This is a genomic window from Microbacterium lacus (assembly GCF_002812805.1).
Taxonomy (GTDB): Bacteria; Actinomycetota; Actinomycetes; order Actinomycetales; family Microbacteriaceae; genus Microbacterium; species Microbacterium lacus_A.
The window spans coordinates 115,918-133,583 of record NZ_NMUM01000030.1 but is presented as its reverse complement, the minus strand read 5'-3'; the positions used below and the strand labels follow the sequence as shown (position 1 = coordinate 133,583).

17 protein-coding genes are annotated in these 17,666 nt (G+C 67.4%); 10 read left to right on the top strand and 7 right to left on the bottom strand.

Features of this window, described 5'->3' with window-relative positions:
* Nucleotides 1-8 precede the first annotated feature (8 nt).
* Both CGU34_RS10635 and CGU34_RS10630 read left to right on the top strand, forming a co-directional pair.
* On the top strand, nt 9-746 hold the full coding sequence (locus CGU34_RS10635; protein ID WP_036295571.1) for a YqjF family protein: 738 nt from the start codon (nt 9-11) through the stop codon (nt 744-746).
* A 103-nt stretch (nt 747-849) separates the two neighbouring features.
* On the top strand, nt 850-1,839 hold the full coding sequence (locus CGU34_RS10630) for a phosphodiesterase (RefSeq protein ID WP_269800304.1): 990 nt from the start codon (nt 850-852) through the stop codon (nt 1,837-1,839).
* On the opposite strand, the gene CGU34_RS10625 is transcribed toward CGU34_RS10630, so the two are convergent.
* Nucleotides 1,796-3,331 carry a stealth family protein gene (locus CGU34_RS10625; protein WP_232711638.1) on the bottom strand — a complete coding sequence of 512 codons (1,536 nt, stop codon included), beginning with the start codon at nt 3,329-3,331 and terminating at the stop codon, nt 1,796-1,798. The genes CGU34_RS10630 and CGU34_RS10625 overlap by 44 nt on opposite strands.
* 437 nt (nt 3,332-3,768) lie before the next feature.
* Between CGU34_RS10625 and secA the strand changes: the two genes are divergently transcribed.
* The 3 genes from secA (at nt 3,769) to CGU34_RS10610 (ending at nt 8,409) form a co-directional block, all read left to right on the top strand.
* Nucleotides 3,769-6,591: a preprotein translocase subunit SecA gene (secA, locus tag CGU34_RS10620; RefSeq protein ID WP_100814074.1), complete on the top strand. Its 2,823-nt coding sequence runs from the start codon at nt 3,769-3,771 to the stop codon at nt 6,589-6,591.
* A gap of 171 nt (nt 6,592-6,762) precedes the next feature.
* Nucleotides 6,763-7,989, top strand: coding sequence for a pyridoxal phosphate-dependent aminotransferase (locus CGU34_RS10615; RefSeq protein WP_036295575.1), 1,227 nt, complete (start codon nt 6,763-6,765; stop codon nt 7,987-7,989).
* Between the two features lie 66 nt (nt 7,990-8,055).
* Complete coding sequence (locus tag CGU34_RS10610) at nt 8,056-8,409, top strand: hypothetical protein (protein ID WP_100814073.1); 354 nt, start codon at nt 8,056-8,058, stop codon at nt 8,407-8,409.
* Nucleotides 8,410-8,428: 19 nt separating this feature from the next.
* Here CGU34_RS10610 and CGU34_RS10605 read toward each other — a convergent pair whose 3' ends face one another.
* Both CGU34_RS10605 and CGU34_RS10600 read right to left on the bottom strand, forming a co-directional pair.
* Nucleotides 8,429-9,904 carry a DHA2 family efflux MFS transporter permease subunit gene (locus tag CGU34_RS10605; protein ID WP_100814072.1) on the bottom strand — a complete coding sequence of 492 codons (1,476 nt, stop codon included), beginning with the start codon at nt 9,902-9,904 and terminating at the stop codon, nt 8,429-8,431.
* Nucleotides 9,905-9,971: 67 nt separating this feature from the next.
* Nucleotides 9,972-10,445 (bottom strand): Rv3235 family protein, encoded by a 474-nt coding sequence (locus CGU34_RS10600; protein WP_232711637.1) that lies wholly within the window; start codon nt 10,443-10,445, stop codon nt 9,972-9,974.
* A 129-nt stretch (nt 10,446-10,574) separates the two neighbouring features.
* On the opposite strand from CGU34_RS10600, the gene CGU34_RS10595 reads away from it, so the two are divergent.
* Nucleotides 10,575-11,189 (top strand): hypothetical protein, encoded by a 615-nt coding sequence (locus CGU34_RS10595; protein ID WP_100814071.1) that lies wholly within the window; start codon nt 10,575-10,577, stop codon nt 11,187-11,189.
* 16 nt (nt 11,190-11,205) lie between these two features.
* Here CGU34_RS10595 and CGU34_RS10590 read toward each other — a convergent pair whose 3' ends face one another.
* Nucleotides 11,206-11,484 carry a helix-turn-helix domain-containing protein gene (locus CGU34_RS10590; protein WP_100814070.1) on the bottom strand — a complete coding sequence of 93 codons (279 nt, stop codon included), beginning with the start codon at nt 11,482-11,484 and terminating at the stop codon, nt 11,206-11,208.
* A 179-nt stretch (nt 11,485-11,663) separates the two neighbouring features.
* Here CGU34_RS10590 and CGU34_RS10585 point away from each other — a divergent pair, with 179 nt between their 5' ends.
* From CGU34_RS10585 to CGU34_RS10575, 3 genes are read left to right on the top strand one after another with little or no spacing between them, the layout of a single operon-like run.
* Nucleotides 11,664-12,290 carry an SAF domain-containing protein gene (locus CGU34_RS10585; protein WP_100814069.1) on the top strand — a complete coding sequence of 209 codons (627 nt, stop codon included), beginning with the start codon at nt 11,664-11,666 and terminating at the stop codon, nt 12,288-12,290.
* Entirely contained in the window at nt 12,287-13,615 is a 1,329-nt protein-coding gene (locus tag CGU34_RS10580; protein WP_144237967.1) for an AAA family ATPase, read from the top strand. The genes CGU34_RS10585 and CGU34_RS10580 overlap by 4 nt, the downstream gene beginning before the upstream one ends.
* Nucleotides 13,616-13,624: 9 nt before the next feature.
* A complete protein-coding gene (locus CGU34_RS10575) occupies nt 13,625-15,118 on the top strand; it encodes a sensor histidine kinase (RefSeq protein WP_036295592.1) in 1,494 nt (497 codons plus the stop codon).
* A 6-nt stretch (nt 15,119-15,124) separates the two neighbouring features.
* Here CGU34_RS10575 and CGU34_RS10570 read toward each other — a convergent pair whose 3' ends face one another.
* Nucleotides 15,125-15,373 (bottom strand): WhiB family transcriptional regulator, encoded by a 249-nt coding sequence (locus CGU34_RS10570; RefSeq protein WP_036295594.1) that lies wholly within the window; start codon nt 15,371-15,373, stop codon nt 15,125-15,127.
* 257 nt (nt 15,374-15,630) lie between these two features.
* On the opposite strand from CGU34_RS10570, the gene CGU34_RS10565 reads away from it, so the two are divergent.
* Nucleotides 15,631-16,056, top strand: a complete 426-nt coding sequence (locus CGU34_RS10565) for a histidine kinase (protein WP_100814068.1) — start codon at nt 15,631-15,633, stop codon at nt 16,054-16,056.
* A gap of 30 nt (nt 16,057-16,086) precedes the next feature.
* Here CGU34_RS10565 and bcp read toward each other — a convergent pair whose 3' ends face one another.
* Entirely contained in the window at nt 16,087-16,563 is a 477-nt protein-coding gene (gene bcp, locus CGU34_RS10560; RefSeq protein WP_036295597.1) for a thioredoxin-dependent thiol peroxidase, read from the bottom strand.
* Nucleotides 16,560-17,657 (bottom strand): ribosome small subunit-dependent GTPase A, encoded by a 1,098-nt coding sequence (gene rsgA / locus CGU34_RS10555; RefSeq protein WP_100814067.1) that lies wholly within the window; start codon nt 17,655-17,657, stop codon nt 16,560-16,562. The genes bcp and rsgA overlap by 4 nt, the downstream gene beginning before the upstream one ends.
* Between the last annotated feature and the right edge of the window lie 9 nt (nt 17,658-17,666).

The following is a 17,666-nucleotide window of genomic DNA, read 5'->3' as shown; positions in this document are numbered from 1 at the left end:
AGGCCGACATGGACCACTCTCGCGTCGCCCCCGCGCTGACAGGCCGCATCGTCGCCGCTCAGGAGTGGCGGAACGTCGCCTTCGTCCACTGGCGGGTCGATCCCGCGGTTGTCGCGCCGCTCCTGCCGCCCGGGATCGCTCCGGATGTCGAGGGTGGTTCGTCCTGGGTCGGGTTGATCGCGTTCGAGCTCGGCGACGCGCGTATCGGCCCCTTTCCGCCTCTGCATCGCCTGGGGTCGTTCACCGAGGTCAACGTTCGTCTTTATGGCGTCGACCGCGACGGCCGTCGCGGGGTGGTCTTCCGCTCGCTCGAAGCGTCGAGCCTGCCCGCGGTGCTGGCGGCACGGGCGCTGTTCTCTCTGCCGTACGTGTGGGCGCGCACGGCTCAGCGCCCACATGCAGACGGCTGGGAGTACGCGTCGCGCCGTGTCGCTGTCCCCTCCGCCTCGGGCGCGAGGTTCAGGCTCGCGGTCGACGTGGACAGCGACACCACCGTCGATGATGAGCTCTCGCGGTTTCTGACGGCTCGATGGGGGCTCTACCAAAGCCGGTTCGGTCGAACCCGGTGGCTGCCGAACACGCACGAGCCCTGGATTCTGCATCCCGCGCGCGTCACCGGGCTGTACGACGAACTGTGTGCGGCGGCGGGCCTGCCCGGAGTCAGCGATCGTCCGCCGGATTCGGTTCTGTTCAGCCCCGGCGTGACGGCGAGCTTCGCACGCGGGGGGATCGTCCGCCGCTCCTGAACCGCCCTTGAGGCATCCGATTCATCCGGAATCCACGTCACGAACAGACATCGTTCACCGTTTCGCACCCAGGTATTCGAAACATGCCAGTAACATTTCGTGGGTGATCACCGCAAACGGCGTGCGCATCGCCGAGTACGCCCGTCCGAGTCATCAACTGCTGCACCTCAGCGACACGCACCTGAGGGCGGGGGATGACCCCCTCTACGGTTCGATCGATGCCTCCGCCCGCCTGGGCCGCGCGCTCGCGCAGATCGCCGAGTCCGGAACGACGCCGGACGCGATCATCTTCACGGGCGACCTCGCCGACCACGGCGAGCCCGAGGCGTACGCGACACTCCGCGCCCTTGTCGACCCGTGGGCCGAACGCCTCGGCGCCCCGGTGATTTGGGTCATGGGCAACCACGACGACCGTGCCTCGTTTCGCGCGGGTCTGCTCCCCGACGACACAGCGGATGCCTCGGCTCCGCTCGACGCCGTCTACGACATCGATGGCCTGCGGGTCATCGCGCTGGACACCTCGGTCCCCGGGCACCACCACGGCGAGATCACGGACGCTCAGCTCGAGTGGCTCGAGGTCGAACTCGCGATCCCGGCTGCGCACGGCACGATCCTGGCGATGCACCACCCGCCCGTGCCGAGCGTTCTCGACCTGGCTGTCACGGTCGAGCTGCGCGACCAGTCACGACTCGCTTCCGTCTTGCGAGGCAGCGATGTTCGCACGATCCTGGCCGGGCACCTGCACTACTCGACGGCCGCGACGTTCGCGGGTATCCCCGTTTCCGTCGCATCCGCCACCTGCTACACGCAGGATCTCGGCGTGATGGTCGGGGGGACGCGCCCGCAGGATGCCGCGCAGGCCTACAACCTGGTGCATGTTTTCGACGAAACCGTCGTGCACTCGGTCGTCTCCGTCGGTGACACCGTCGCCCTCGGCTACGTCGATCCCGCTGAGAGCGCTCGACGGATCGCCGCGGCAGGCATCGTCATCCCAGACTCCGCGACGCGCGCCCTCCGCGCCGAGCGACTCCACGACTCGGGTCGGGTCGTTACGAACCAACCGCCGACGACGCCTCTTCCGATCGTCCGCTGACAGGCTCTCCCGATGCGGTGACTTCCCACGGCGCCCGGATCGGGAAGTAACCCTCGAGCGTGTCCCGCAAGACACGCTCCCTGAGCGCCTCGGGCACCTCGGGACGGCTGCCATCGTTCAGGCAGAACATGTCGACATCGCGCCGCGCGAGCAGCCGCTCCATCTGACGGATGCCGGGCTGCAGCGTCGTCTGGATGTAGCGAGTTCGCGGCTCGCGCGTCGTGACGGCACGCCCCGTCATGAGCGCGTAGTAGTGGTAAAGCGAATTCGTGACCGAGATGTCGGTCGCCGATCGGAACGTCGCGGCCGCCGTCCGAGCGAAGTCCTCGGGAAAGGCCTCTTCGAGTTCGTACATGACACTGCGGCGCAGCGGCGCGGCGCAGTGCTCGAGGTCTCGCGCGATGACGCGACCGAAACGCTCTTCGAGCAGGGCGCGGTTGATGCGGGCGGCGTTGTCGTGGCCACTGCGCTGATGATCGGTCGCGCCGATCCCGATGCGCACATTCGACTCGACGAAGCGTGAGATCCCCGCCGCCGTGAAGAACAGCTCGGGGCGCACGGGGCGCCCGAAGAACATGTCGTCGTTGGCGTACAGGAAGTGCTCGGCGAGACCCTCGATACGGTGCAGCTGCGCCTCGACCGCGTGCGAGTTGTGCGTGGGGAGCGAAGCCTGGTCGGCGAAGAACTCCTCGCTCCGCACGATCGTGACCTTCGGGTGCTCGGTGAGCCACCAGGGGGCCGGGCTATCGGTCGCGATGAAGATGCGCCGGATCCACGGTGCGTACTGGTTCACGGAACGCAGGGCGTAGCGGATCTCGTCGAGATGACGGAAGCGAGCCGAATGCTCGTCGCCATCGCCGACGACATAGCGACTCATCCGCCGGGCGCGCTCGCGCTGGAAGTCGCTCGAGGAGCCGTCGACCCAGGAGAAGACGATGTCGACGTCGTGGGTGAACTCGGAGGGGCCGGGGGAGAACATGCCGTCCAGCGTTCGCCACTGCTTTCCGTGCAGGTCGATCGTTGTGAAGTTCAGGTCGTCCGTGGCAATCACGCGGCGCGTAAGGGCGTTCGCGTGGGGGGCGGTGACGACGTCTCCGTCCCAACGCCAGAATTCCAAACGGATGCCGTGACTGGCGCCGAGGCGCAAGGTGCCGCTCGGGCTGACCCGCGGGCGGTAGACGGTGGCGCTCTCGTCGCGCCCGAACGGGTTGTTCGATCCCGCGCCGAAGACGCGAGCACGACCGGCGCGGCCGACGACCCACGGCTCGGATGCGGCATCCGCCCGGAGTGCTGCGATCGCTCGCTTGCGCGCCCCGGCGTCGACGGCGAGAGCCGGCCGCCCGCTGGCGCGGCGCAGCAGAATCGGTTCGATGTCGGCGGCCTCGAGGAGGGCGGCAAGCCGCAGCAGATCGTCGGTTTCGGCCTGTTGCGGCGTGACCTCCGCCACCAGGTGGGGAACACCGCCGACGAGCACCACATCGTCTCGTTCCAAGACAGGGGCCCAGCCCGCGGTGGGTGCATCGGAAGCGGCGCCGTGTGCCAGAGTGGACTCCCTCGTATGGGCCTGGCCGGCGAGCGCGCTCCGCCCCGATGTGCCACGTCGCATGGGAGGGGTCCCGCGTTCTGAAACGACACGTCGCGTCATCGATCACCTGTTTCTCTGTCGTGCGACCCGCGGGCGTCCTCGCCGCGGTCGATCGCTGCCTTATCGTCGTCGGGGGCGATCGCCGGATCCGGCGATGCGAGCCCCTCTCCGCAGTGTAAGTCAGCATTTGTGTCCGGCGTGTTGCGGGATGCGCCCCTTGACAGCGACGGGATCTTCGTGAGCGACCACCCAGGGGATTCCAGGTCACGGACCGGTAACATGAAACCGTATGCCTGTCGCGTGGCATCCGACCGCGCGGCATCCGATCGGATGGAGATCCTGCCGTGGCAAACCCTCTCGAGAAACTGCTTCGCGCCGGCGAGGGTCGCATCCTCAAGCGGCTGCAGCAGGTCGTCAAGGCCGTAAACGCCCTTGAGGAGGACTACTCGCAGCTGAGCGACGATGAGCTCCGCGGCGAGACCACCGAGCTCCGCGCGCGTTACGCGGCGGGCGAAACGCTCGATCAACTGCTCCCGGAGGCGTTCGCCGCCGTCCGCGAAGCGGCCAAGCGCACGCTCGGCCAGCGTCCGTACGACGTTCAGCTGATGGGCGGCGCCGCACTTCACCTGGGGAACATCGCCGAGATGCGCACCGGTGAGGGAAAGACGCTCGTCGCAACGCTGCCCGCCTACCTGAATGCGATCGCGGGTGAGGGCGTCCACGTCGTCACGGTCAACGACTTCCTCGCGACCTACCAGTCCGAGCTCATGGGCCGTGTCTTCCGCGCGCTCGGGATGACCACCGGAGTGATCGTGTCGGGTCAGACCCCGGCACAGCGGCGTGAGCAGTACCTGTGCGACATCACCTACGGCACGAACAACGAGTTCGGCTTCGATTACCTCCGAGACAACATGGCATGGCGTCAGGAGGACCTCGTGCAGCGTGGTCACTTCTTCGCGGTCGTCGACGAGGTCGACTCGATCCTCATCGACGAGGCCCGCACGCCGCTCATCATCTCGGGCCCGTCTTCGGGTGAGGCCAACCGCTGGTTCACCGAGTTCGCCAAGATCGCACGCACCCTCGAGGTCGACGTCGACTACGAGGTCGACGAGAAGAAGCGCACCATCGGTGTGCTCGAGCCCGGTATCGAGAAGGTCGAGGACTATCTCGGCATCGACAACCTGTACGAGTCGGCCAACACCCCGCTCATCTCGTTCCTGAACAACTCGATCAAGGCTCTCGCGCTGTTCAAGCGCGACACCGACTACGTCGTCATCAACGACGAGGTCATGATCGTTGACGAGCACACCGGACGCATCCTGGCCGGTCGTCGTTACAACGAGGGCATCCACCAGGCGATCGAGGCGAAGGAGGGTGTGCCGGTCAAGGCCGAGAACCAGACTCTCGCGACCGTCACCCTGCAGAACTACTTCCGTCTCTACGACAAGCTCGCCGGTATGACGGGTACGGCCGAGACCGAGGCGGCCGAGTTCATGTCGACCTACAAGCTCGGCGTCGTCCCGATCCCGACGAACAAGCCGATGGTCCGCAAGGACCAGTCCGATCTCGTCTACAAGAACGAGCAGGCCAAGTTCGCGCAGGTCGTCGAGGACATCGCGCGACGCAATGAAACAGGTCAGCCCGTGTTGGTCGGAACCGTCAGCGTCGAGAAGAGCGAGTACCTCTCACGCCTGCTGGCCAAGAAGGGCATCAAGCACGAGGTCCTGAACGCCAAGAACCACGCGCGCGAGGCCGAGATCGTCGCCCGCGCGGGGCTCCCCGGAGCCGTCACGGTCGCCACCAACATGGCCGGTCGCGGAACCGACATCATGCTCGGGGGAAACGCCGAATTCCTGGCTGTGCAGGAGATGAAGGCCAAGGGGCTCGACCCGGTCGAAACCCCCGACGAGTACGAGGCCGAGTGGGAGGGCGTGTACGACGCCGTCCGCGCCCGCGTCAACGACGAGGCCGAGAAGGTCGTGAACGTCGGAGGGCTTTACGTCCTCGGCACGGAGCGCCATGAATCCCGACGCATCGACAACCAGCTGCGCGGACGCTCCGGCCGTCAGGGAGACCCGGGCGAGAGCCGGTTCTACCTGTCTCTGACGGATGACCTGATGCGTCTCTTCCAGTCCGGTGCCGCCGAGGCCATCCTCAGCCGGGCGAACTTCCCGGACGACGTCGCGATCGAGTCGTCGATGGTGAGCCGCGCCATCAAGAGCGCGCAGTCGCAGGTCGAGTCCCGCAACGCCGAGACCCGCAAGAACGTCCTCAAGTACGACGATGTCCTGAACCGTCAGCGTGAGGCGATCTACGCCGACCGCCGGCACATCCTCGAGGGCGACGACATCGCCGGTCGCGTCCGGCATTTCATCGAGGACGCGATCGCGGCGGTCATCGACGAGCACACGGGCAGCGGGCACAGCGAGGGCTGGGACTTCGACGCCCTGTGGACCGAGCTGAAGACCCTGTACCCCGTCGGCGTGACGATCGACGAGGTCGTCGCCGAGGCCGGCACGAAGGGACGGATCACGCCCGAAGTCCTCAAGCGCGAGATGCTTTCGGACGCCCTCATCGCGTACCAGAACCGCGAAGAGAAGCTCGGTTCCGAGGCGATGCGAGAGCTCGAGCGACGCGTCGTGCTGCAGGTGCTCGACCGCCGCTGGCGCGACCACCTCTACGAGATGGACTACCTCAAGGACGGCATCGGCCTGCGCGCGATGGCCCAGCGCGATCCGCTGATCGAGTACCAGCGCGAGGGCTTCCAGATGTTCCAGGCGATGATGGGACAGATCAAGGAAGAGACCGTCGGGTACCTGTACAACCTCGAGGTCGAGGTCCGCAGCACGGGCGAGGGCGCCGAGGCTCACCCCGAGGTCGCGGCCAAGGGTCTGGACGCACCGCCCGAGCAGAAGCTCGAGTACTCCGCACCGAACGACGCCGGCGAGGTCGAGGTTCGCAACGAGCGCGGCCAGGTTCAGCAGGCCGCGACGGCGAAGCTGCAGCGCGAGACGGCGCAGCGGGTCGCGCAGGGTGCGCGTCCGGAACCGGAGGCGGCACCCGCCGCGCGTGGGGCGTTCGGACAGCGGACGGATGCCCCGGCCGCGGCACCCACGCAGGCTCCGGTCAACCGCGCCGACCGCCGCGCGGCCTCGAAGCGCAAGTAGCCCCACCCGCGAGGGGGCCCGTTTCGCGCCCGAGGGTGCCCGCTTCGCTCGTGAGGGTGCACGTTGTCGTCGAGAACGGGCACCCTCGCGTCGGGAACGGGCATTCTCGCGCCGAGCGACCAGGCCACGGGGTGTCCGGTGGCACGCTCGGCACGGGGATATCCTGAGCCGATGAGCACCCTCCGCCCCCTTGATCAGTCCTCGAAGCTGAAGAACGTCCTCTACGAGATCCGCGGCAACGCCCTCGTCGAGGCCGCCCGGCTCGAGGCCGAGGGACAGACGGTCCTCAAGCTCAACACGGGGAATCCTGCGACGTTCGGTTTCGAAGCTCCGTACCAGATCGTCCGCGACATGATCGCGGCCATGCCGACCGCGCACGGGTACAGCGAGAGCCGAGGCATCCTGTCGGCTCGCCAGGCGGTCGTGTACCGCTATGAAGAAGAGCCCGGCTTTCCCCGTATCGACCCCGATGACGTATTCCTCGGCAACGGGGTCTCCGAACTCATCACCATGACGATGCAGGCGCTCCTCGACGAGGGTGACGAAGTGCTGATCCCGGCGCCCGACTACCCGCTCTGGACGGCGATGACGAGCCTGTCGGGGGGCACGCCCGTTCACTATCTCTGCGATGAGAACGCCGAATGGCAGCCGGACCTCGAAGACATCCGCTCGAAGATCACGCCGCAGACGAAGGCGATCGTCGTGATCAACCCGAACAACCCCACGGGCGCTGTGTACACCCGCGAGATTCTGGAGGGCATCGCCGAGATCGCCCGCGAGCATTCGCTGCTGCTGTTGGCGGATGAGATCTACGACCGCATCCTTTTTGATGACGCGAAGCACATCCCGATGGCATCGATCGCGCCCGACCTGCTCTGCCTGACCTTCAACGGTCTGTCCAAGACGTACCGGGTCGCGGGCTACCGCTCGGGTTGGATGGTCATCACCGGGCCGAAGGCGCACGCCGCCGGCTTCCTCGAGGGGATCAACCTGCTCGCCTCGACCCGTCTGTGCCCGAACGTGCCCGCGCAGCATGCGGTGCAGGCGGCGTTGTCGGGCGTGCAGTCGATCGACGCGCTCATCGCTCCGTCGGGCAGGCTGCACGAACAGCGGGATGTCGCGTGGGAGGGGCTCGAGTCCATCCCCGGCGTGTCGTGTGTGCGCCCCCGGGGTGCGCTGTATGCCTTTCCGCGACTCGACCCCGAGGTCCACGAGATCCGTGACGATGCGAAGTTCGTCTACGACTTCCTGGTGGCCGAGCGTGTTCTGCTCGTGCAGGGCACGGGCTTCAACTGGCCGACGCCCGACCACCTGCGGGTCGTCACCCTGCCCGAATCTCGGGTCCTCGCGGATGCGATCGAGCGTCTCGGTAACTTCCTATCCTCGTACCGGCAGTAACTAGCACGCAGAACGGATTCGTCAAGGCCCTGTGCGCTGGACGAAGCCCGTCCTAGCGTGCCGGGCATGGCTATCGAATTGAACCAACCGGCGCTTCGGCAGGCCCGTTCGCTCGTGCGCGAGGGCAAGGTCGTGCGGGACCAACGTGACGACTGGTCGGAGGCGGCGCCGAACGCCGAAGACGAGAACGCGTTCATCGAGAGTGCGGGGTGGACCGCGTTCTCCCACTGGCACCTCGGCATCGACAAGAGCGCGAACCCCGAAACCAAGCAGGCGTACAGCTTCCCCTACGGAGACCTCCGCCGTGTGCATCGCTCGGGCGTCATCTCGGGCGAATCCCGCGCCGGTCAGTACGACCACACCGAGATCGAGAACGAGCTGAAGAAACTCCTCGACCTGATCGACGCGCCGGAGGACTAGCGAGTCGGATGTCGCACGCTCACACCCGAGCAGGCTCCAACTCTGCCGGCTCTTCTTGGAGCGCAGGCTTCTTGACGAAGAAGACGAACACGACGATCGCCACCGAGGCGACCGCCGCGACCACGAGCGCGCCGTGTGTGCCATCCGCAACAGACTCGGGAGTAGCGGTCGTGCCGCGTCCCATGGCATAGATCACCATGAACACCGATGTGCCGAGCGCGCCGGCGATCTGCTGCGCCGTGCCGATCCCGGCGCTCGCGTAGGTGTAGTACTTCGGACGCACACCGGCCATCGCGACCGTGAACAACGGGGAGAACAACAGCGCCAAACCCGAACACAGCACGAGGTACAGAACGGCCACGGTCCCCAGAGACGCATTCGGCGTGAAGAGTATCGCCATGAGCGTCAGCGCGAACGTCGTGATGAACGCACCCGGGATGATCAGGGGGCGGGGACCGATCTTGTCGTACAGGCCGCCGACGAATGGGCCCGCGATGCCCATGAGCAGACCGCCGGGCATGACGATCAATCCGGACTGCAACGGGTCTGCGCCGAGCCCTTCCTGGATGTAGAAGGGGAGCAGGGTGAGGGATCCGAAGAGAATCGCGTTCATCACGACCATCGTGACGAGTGCCCAGGTGAAGGTGCTCGACGTGAAGATGCGCAGATCGATCAGGGCGGAGTCGGTGCGCTGAAGGCGCAGTTGCCGAAGAACAAATACGACGAGAGCGACGAGACCGATCGTTAGCGGAACCCACGGCGGGAGTCCGCCGGCATCGCTCACCCGGTCGCCGAAGCTCGCGAGGCCGTAGATGATTCCTCCGAAAGCGAAGATCGACAGGACCACCGAGACGATGTCGACCGGTACTTTCGCGGTCGGGGTGATGTTGACCATGTACCGCATACCCAGCACGAGCGAGACGATCCCGAGCGGAAGGATGGTGAGGAACAGGGCCGACCAGGGCAGGAAGGTGACGATCACGCCACCGACCAGCGGACCCAGGACCGGGGCGACCGAGATGACGACGCCGATCAGGCCCATCATCACTCCGCGCCGCGATGCAGGAACGACCGTCATGATCGTTGTCATGAGGAGGGGCGTCATGACGCCCGTACCCGCTGCTTGAAGGATGCGTGCAATCAGCAGTACGCCGAACTGGATGCTCTCCGGCAGCAGAGTAGCTATCGCACCGACGGCGGTACCCGCGACGAACAGCGAGATGGCACCCAGAAACACCTGTCGTGTGGTGAAGCGCTTCATGAGGAACCCGGTCAGCGGGATCACGACCGCCATCGTGAGCATGTACGCCGTGACCAGGAACTGGCCGGTCACGGGGTCAACCCCGAGGTCCTTCATGATCGTGGGCAGGGCGACGCCGACGATCGTCTCGTTGAGCATGACGACAAAAGCGCTGGCGAGCAGCAGCGCGAGGACGATGCGATTCGCGGGAGAGATCTTCTCGGGTGTGGGGGAAACGTTCGGGGTAACGGTCACGGTGTCATCATGGCAGTACCGCGTGCGCTCATGGTCCAGGCTGACCTGGGCTTTTGCGCGCCGTCGGCTACAGCAGTGCCAGGGATGTCGCGCGCCAGCGCCCGTCGGTTCCCTCGAGTCGCAGCGCTATGGCCCGCGTGCGGTGAGGTCCCGCGAGGATGACGACGGACTCGACGACGCCATCGGCGGGGGACATGTGTCGAACGCTCAGGATGTCGAAGACCGGCCGAATCGCCCGCACACCGCGCGCGTTGCGCGCACGGGCCGCCAGATTGCTGCGGGTGAGGAGTCGACGGTAGGCATCCTCGGCGAACCACCGCGCGAGCTGGTCGACTTCTCGCACGCCGGCGAAAACTTCCATGACGCCGCGAGCGAGGTTGGTGATCAGCGGTTCGGGATCGGGCAGAGCGGAGGAGGGTGTGCGCTGCGGTGAGAAGAATTCGTCCGCATCCACCGACCGCACACGACGTGAAGCCACGCCTTGTCGGGCCACGCCTTGTCGGGCCATGCCTTGTTGGGCATTGCCGGCTGGTGTGCTCATGGAGACCCCCATCTCTCGCTGACCGGGCTGAGATTGCAGTAGACCACAGCAAAGCCCAGCCCAAGCTGGGGATTTGCCCTCTGTGGATAACTCGTGATCAATCCGAAACTTTTCACCTAGGGTCCTGTTGTGCGCTGGGAGCGGCTATTCGAAGACCTCGAGGGGCAGCTCGCCGCGGAGTGGGAAAGCGAGCGCGCCGCACTCGACAGCGAGAGCGAACGTCTGCGCCTTTCGCGTGTCCGTCTGCATGACCGTTTGGTCGCATTCGCCGGTGCCGCCGTCAGCGAGACGGTCTCCGTTGCGCTCGCCGACAGCTCCGTTCTGCGCGGCTCGGTCGAGGCGGTCGGTACGGACTTCGCGGCACTCCGCCTCGAAACGCCCACCGGTGGGCTCGCGCTGGTGCGCACGGCCGCCGTCGCATCGCTCACGACGTCGGAGGTCGCGCTCATGCGCGCCGCCCGTCCGGACGCGCAGCGGGTGAATGCCGGGCTTGCGGACAGGCTGACGTTGGGGTTCGTCTTGCGCGACCTCGCGCGACGCCGTGTGCCGGTGCGGGCGCACGGACTGTGGGGCGGAGCGGAGTTCGGGACGATCGACCGCGTGGGTCTTGATCATCTCGATCTCGCCGTGCACGACGCGGGGGCCGCACGTCGAACAGGAGAGGTGCACGCGTTCCGGCTCGTACCGTTCGACGCCATCGCGTGGCTCTCGCTCGAGCGGGGCGAGTCGCCGGCGCTTTTGTGAGCAGCCGGGGAACGGTCTACTCGGGCCGGGTCGCGTTCCCCGAACCCCATACTTCGGGGAAGCTTGCCGCCTGCGACTGCTGCCACAGATGCATCTGGCGGGCCTCTTCGACCTGATCGTCGATGTAGCCGCGCAGGCTCTGCTCTTCGATACGCCACTTGGCGGGGGAGCCCAGTCGGGCTCCGCGTAGGCGACCCTCGTGCACGAGATCCATGACCTCGTCGACCGAGATGCTCAACAGCTCAGCCACCTGCGACGGAGCCAGGTAGCGAGGGCTGGGGGAGCTCTCGGACATGACCCCATTATGGCCCCCCCGACGCGGCGTCGGGCGCGGCATCCTGTGGATAACCACGGGGGCGTTGCAGCGGGATCGGCGACGATGGTGCGGAGCGCCGATCGGCGTCCAGACATCGACGCACAGCCACAGGCCGCGGCGACTCGCCGCCACACGCCGCAAGACCATGGGGGATCGATATGACCGTTCTCGACGGCCCACCGCGGCGCCCGCGCGCATTCTGGAACGACGTGCGATTCTTCGTCGGCCTGGGGCTCATCGTCGCCTCGGTCACCGGTGTGTGGGCCACGGTCACGGTCGCCCGGCAGACGGTTCCCGTATTCGCGGCGGCGCGCACGATCGTGCCCGGGGACGAAGTGACGGCCGCCGATCTGCGGGTCGTCGAGGCGTCGCTCGGGGCTGCCGAGGGTGTTTACCTCAGCCCGGATGCCCTGGTCCCCGGTTCCCTCGCAACACGTACCGTCACCGAAGGTGAGCTCGTGCCCGTCAGCGCGCTCGAAGACGGGGTGCGCGCGCGGGTGACGACGGTCGTCGTCCAAACGACGACGGCAGTGCCGTCGGACGTTGTCGCCGGGAGCGTCGTTGAACTGTGGGCGTCGCCGGTTCTGGAACAGGGCGTGTTCGGCACCCCCGCCATCCTCGTCGCCGACGCGACGGTCGCCGCGGTCGAAGAGGCCGACAGCCTGCTGGGGGCCCGCGGCTCGTCGCTCGAACTCGTTGTACCGCGATCGGATGTCGCGGCTGTGCTGCAGGCTGTCGCGGCTTCGGCCGCGCTGTCGATCGTCCCGGCGGCGGGCGGCGCATGAGTCCGCGGGTGGTGCTGGCCGTCGCGGGTCACCGTGGTGAGCGACTCGCGGTGGAACTCGAGCGAACGGGTGTTCGCATCGAAACGGTGATCGATCCGGTCGTGCTCGAGGACCCACATCTCGTGAGCGCTCTCGAGGTACTCGAGGGAGTCGACGTACTCGTTCTGGCGGCTGACCGCCGCACTCTCGGCTCCCATCTGGTGTCGGTATGCGATCGGCGAGGGATCCGAATCGTGACGCTCGCGGGCGACGCCGACGGCGAGCGGGTCGCCGCGGCGTTCGGCTTAGCCGCCTCCCTCGTGGCGCCACGGGCGGAAGAGATCGCGGCCGCCGTTCGGGGCGTGGTTCGAGAGGATGACCTCATCCCGAGTGCCGCGGCGGGACGTGTCGTTGTGGTCTGGGGCCCCGAGGGGGCGCCGGGCCGCTCGACCGTCGCCAGTATGCTCGCGTTCGAGCTGGCCCGCGGGGGAGCGGGGACAGCACTCATCGACGCAGACTCGCACGCTCCGTCGCTCGCGCTGGCACTGGGCCTCGCCGACGAGGGCCCAGGCTTTCCCTCGGCCTGTCGCCAGGCGGGCCTCGGCACGCTCGATGAGCGGGAGCTCGCCCGCATCAGCGCACCGGTTCGGGTGGCGGGCGCCGGCGTCGATGTGCTGTGCGGAATCAACCGCCGGGGCCGATGGCCGGAACTCGCGGCAGATCGCGTCACGATCGCGCTGGAGGCCGCACGGCGCTGGGCGCCATACACGGTCGTCGATGTGGCGGCGCCAGTCGAACAGGACGAAGAGCTCATGCACGATCTCGAGGGTCCGCGCCGCAATGCCGCGACGATCGCTGCGCTGCGCTCCGGGGACGTCATCGTGGCGGTCTGCACGGCCGACCCCGTCGGTGTCGCCCGCTTCGTGCGGGGATACGCCGAGCTACGCGCGATCGCGGGATCAACACCGGTGCTCGTCCTCGCAAATCGGCTGCGGCCGGGCGGTCTCGGTCTCGACGCCCGTGGCCAGATCCGGCGGACGCTCGATCGGTTCGCGGGCATCCGCGACGTGGCGTTCTTGCCGGAGGATCAGCGCGCGGCGGACGCCGCCGTGCTGCAGGCTCAGCCCATCGTGGCCGTCGCGCCCCGATCTGCTCTGGTGGGCGCGATGCGCCGGTTCACGGGCGACGTGTTGATGCCGGTTCTGAGGCACGATGACCGCCACAGTGCGGCGCACGATGCGACGATCGGCGGCGGGAACGAAGGGCATGCGGCGCGACGGCCATCGGTGTTCTCCCGCGTCTCTCACGGCCGGGGCAAGGGGTGGGATAAGCGGCTCACGGCATAGGCTGGATCGGTGCCGACCCTCAGTGAACTCGTCTCCGCCCAGGGCCGTTCGAGCGCCGATGACATCGAATGGCTGCATCGCCTCGCGGGTGACGGGCAGCTGCTCGCGGACCTCGCCTTCGCCGACATCGTGTTCTGGGTGCCGACCAGCGATGACTCGTTCATTGCCGTTGCTCACACCCGTCCATCAGGAGCGGCCACGCTTTTCTACCGCGATATCGTCGGTGACCAGGTGCGTCCGCAGTGGCGAACCCAGGTGCAGGATGCGGCGCACGGTGTCCGCATCATCGACTCGGCCTCGCCCGACTGGTTCGAAGAGACGCCGACCCGGGTGCGGGCGGTGCCGATCGTTCGTGGCCCGCTACGCGAGGGCCACCCGGCGGTGGTCCTGGGGGTTCTGACACGACACACGAACCTCGGCGAGGCCCGCACGCCCAGCCGACAGCAGATCACCTTCAACGACTGCGCCGACGATCTGTTCGGCATGATCGCGCGCGGAGACTTCCCCGACCTGTCGGCCCCGACCGGGCCGCGGCGGGGTGCGCCCCGCGCATCCGACGGACTCATCCGTCTGGATGTCGACGGCACCACAACTTTTGCCAGCCCGAATGCCCTCTCCGCGTGGGGGCGTCTCGGATTCGACGACGAGCTCGAAGGTGAGTCGCTCAGCGAGGTGACGACCCGCATCCTTCCCGCGAAGGAGACGATCGACGAATCACTGCCGCTCGTCGTGACGGGTCGTGCGCCCTGGCGGGCCGACATCGAGGCGCGCGGAGTGACGGTGTCGCTTCGCGCGATCCCGCTCCGCGAGAACGGTGAGCGCTCGGGCGCCATCGTCCTCTGCCGCGATGTCACGGAGCTGCGCCACCAGGAGCAGGAACTCATTACCAAGGACGCGACGATCCGCGAGATCCATCACCGGGTGAAGAACAACCTGCAGACCGTGGCATCCCTCTTGCGCATCCAGTCCCGCCGCACCCACTCCGAAGAAGCGCGCGAGGCTCTCGTCCAGGCGATGCGTCGTGTGTCGGCGATCGCTGTCGTGCATGACACGCTTTCGGAGGGTTTGACGCAGACCGTCGACTTCGACGAGGTGTTCGACCGCGTGCTCAAGCTGGTCGCCGAGGTGGCCGCGGGCGCGGGTACGCGCGCTCAGACACGCTCGACGGGGACGTTCGGCAAGCTGCCGAGCGCGTACGCCACGCCCCTCGCGCTCGCGCTCACCGAGCTCGTCACGAACGCCGTCGAGCACGGCCTTGCCGGTCGCGAAGGCAAGGTCGAGATCGAGGCGAAGCGGTCGTCGTCGCGACTCAAGGTGAGCGTTCGAGACACCGGCGTCGGCCTGGCCGAGGGTCAGGTCGGGCGCGGGCTCGGCACGCAGATCGTTCGCACGCTGATCCAGGGTGAGCTGGGAGGCACGATCGACTGGCACACGATCATGGGCAGCGGAACGGAAGTCACGATCGACATTCCGCTGCGGTGGATCGACAGGCCGAGGGGCTGAGCCGGGTTACGAGGCGCGGCGGGCGCGCGCGGCGCGACGCTTGAGTGCGCGTCGCTCGTCTTCGGACAGGCCGCCCCAGACGCCGGAGTCCTGACCCGACTCGAGGGCGTACTGCAGACAGATTTCCGTCACGGTGCAGCGGGCGCAAACGGCCTTCGCCTTCTCGATCTGGTCGACCGCCGGCCCGGTGTTGCCAACCGGGAAAAACAGTTCGGGATCGACCGTGAGGCATGCGGCCTTGTCGCGCCAGTCCATGCAGATGCTCCTTGTTGCGTGGTGGGTTGTGAGCGAGTGCTCAGAGATCGGTTTCGGGTCCGTTACCCTGGTAGGTGCGAGCAGAATGCTCGCCCCACGGCGCTGTGGGAGCACATGGCTTTCACCATCGTCCCACACGGCTTCGGTCCGATCAAGGGTCGAGTGCGTGAATTCTGTGCAGGATGCTGAGCATCGGCCCAGTGGCTTGGTGGTTCTTCACAATAGATCGGGCGCACAGGGAGCGGTGAGGTAGGGAAATGCAACCAGAAGCCACCGCGCCGCAGCCGATCGAAGCGAATGCCACAACGTGGGCCGCCGCGATCCTCGTCGGGCTCGAGGGAATCGCCGTAGCCGCGCTCGCGGGATGGATGATGCCGTCATTGATCGCGGGAGACACGACGGATCTGGGCACCGCCTGGGCGTTGATCCTGATGACCGTCATCGCCGCGGTTGCCCTCTTCGCCTTCGCGATCGCGATCCTGCGCGATCGCGGATGGGGCCGCTCGGGCGCTATCGTCGCGCAGCTGCTGATCCTCGCGGTGGCGCTCGGCGCCGCCACCGGTGCCTACGCTCACCCGCTCGTGGCGCTCGCGCTTGCCGTTCCCGCGGTGATCACGCTGATCCTGGTGATCGCAGCCGCACGCGCGGCGGGTCAACGGGACGCGCAGCCCGCCGACTCGTAAATCACCCGACGTAAAGCCCCCGCGTGCCGCTCAGGCGTCGATGCCGACGAGCTTGCGGATGCGGGCGACGTGCCCCGTCGCCTTGACGTTGTAGAGGGCCTGGTCGACCCGTCCGTCCTCGTCCAGGATGAAGGTCGAGCGGATGACGCCCTCGATCGTCTTTCCGTAGTTCTGCTTCTCGCCCCAGGCGCCGTAGGCGTCGTGGACCGAGTGATCGGGGTCGCTCAGCAGGTCGTAGGTCAGCCCGTCGCGCTCGCGGAACTCACGGAGCGTCGCGGGTTCGTCGCGCGAGATTCCGAGGACGACATAACCCGCGGCGTGCAGCGGGGCGAGGCTGTCGCGGAAGTCGCACGCCTCGGTCGTGCAGCCGGGGGTCATCGCGCGCGGATAGAAGAACAGCACGACGCGCTTGCCGCGCAGCGAGGCAAGCGAAACGGGGGTGCCGTCCTGGTCGGGCAGGGTGAAGTCGGGGGCGGGCGTACCGGGCTCGAGGCGTGCAGTGCTCATTCGTCCAGCGTAGGGTGCCGCTCGCGTCCCGCCACCTTTCCGAAGGTCAACAGCAGGCGCTGCAGGGAATCGAACCGTGCGGCGCCGTGGGGCCCCAGACGTCCTTCGGCAACAGCTTCGGCGATCGCGCAGTCCGGCGCATCCGGCAGGTGCGTGCACCCGCGGGGGCAGTCCTTCGCGATCTCGTCGAGGTCGGTGAACGAGCGCAGGATGTTGGCCGGGTCGACGTGGCCGAGGCCGAAGGAACGGACGCCCGGGGTGTCGATGACCCATCCGCGTCCGGCATCCCCGACGTAGCGCAGCGAGACCGTCGACGATGAGGTGTGGCGCCCGCGCCCCGTGACTTCGTTCACGTGCCCCGTCGCGCGCTTCGCACTCGGCACGAGGGCGTTGATGAGGGTGGATTTGCCGACCCCCGAATGACCGACGAAGACGGTCGAGTGTCCGACGAGCGCCGCACCGATGCGCTCGATCGGCACCTCGCCCTGCGCGCTGGTGAAGACCTCGACGTCGAGACCCTCGAAGTGGCTGAGGAATTCGGCGGGATCGGCGAGGTCGGTCTTCGTGACGACCAGCATCGGGCGGACGCCCGCGTCGAACGCCGCCACCAGGTAGCGATCGACGAGGCGGGTACGGGGTTCGGGATCCGCGGCCGCGACGACGATCAGCATCTGATCGGCATTCGCGACGATGATGCGCTCGACCTGGTCGGTGTCATCCGCCGACCGCCGCAGCAGGGTCGTCCGCTCCTCGATGCCGACGATGCGGCCGAGTGTCCCCTCGTCACCGGAGGTATCGCCGACGACCCGAGCCCGGTCGCCCGTGACGATCGGCTGCTTGCGCAGCTCCCGTGCCCGAACGGCGGACACCTCGTGCTCGTCGGGGGCGTCTTCGCGCATCAGTACCGAGTAGCGGCCGCGGTCCACGCCGATAACGCGACCGATCTCCGCGTCGGTATGAGCGGGGCGTCGCTTGCTGCGCGGTCGATTCGCTTTGGGATTCGGACGCATCCGGATGTCGGATTCGTCGAGCTCGTCCGTTTCGTCCGTTTCGGCGTCGTCGTAATCCCACCAGTGCGGATCCGAGCCGCTCATCGTTTACGC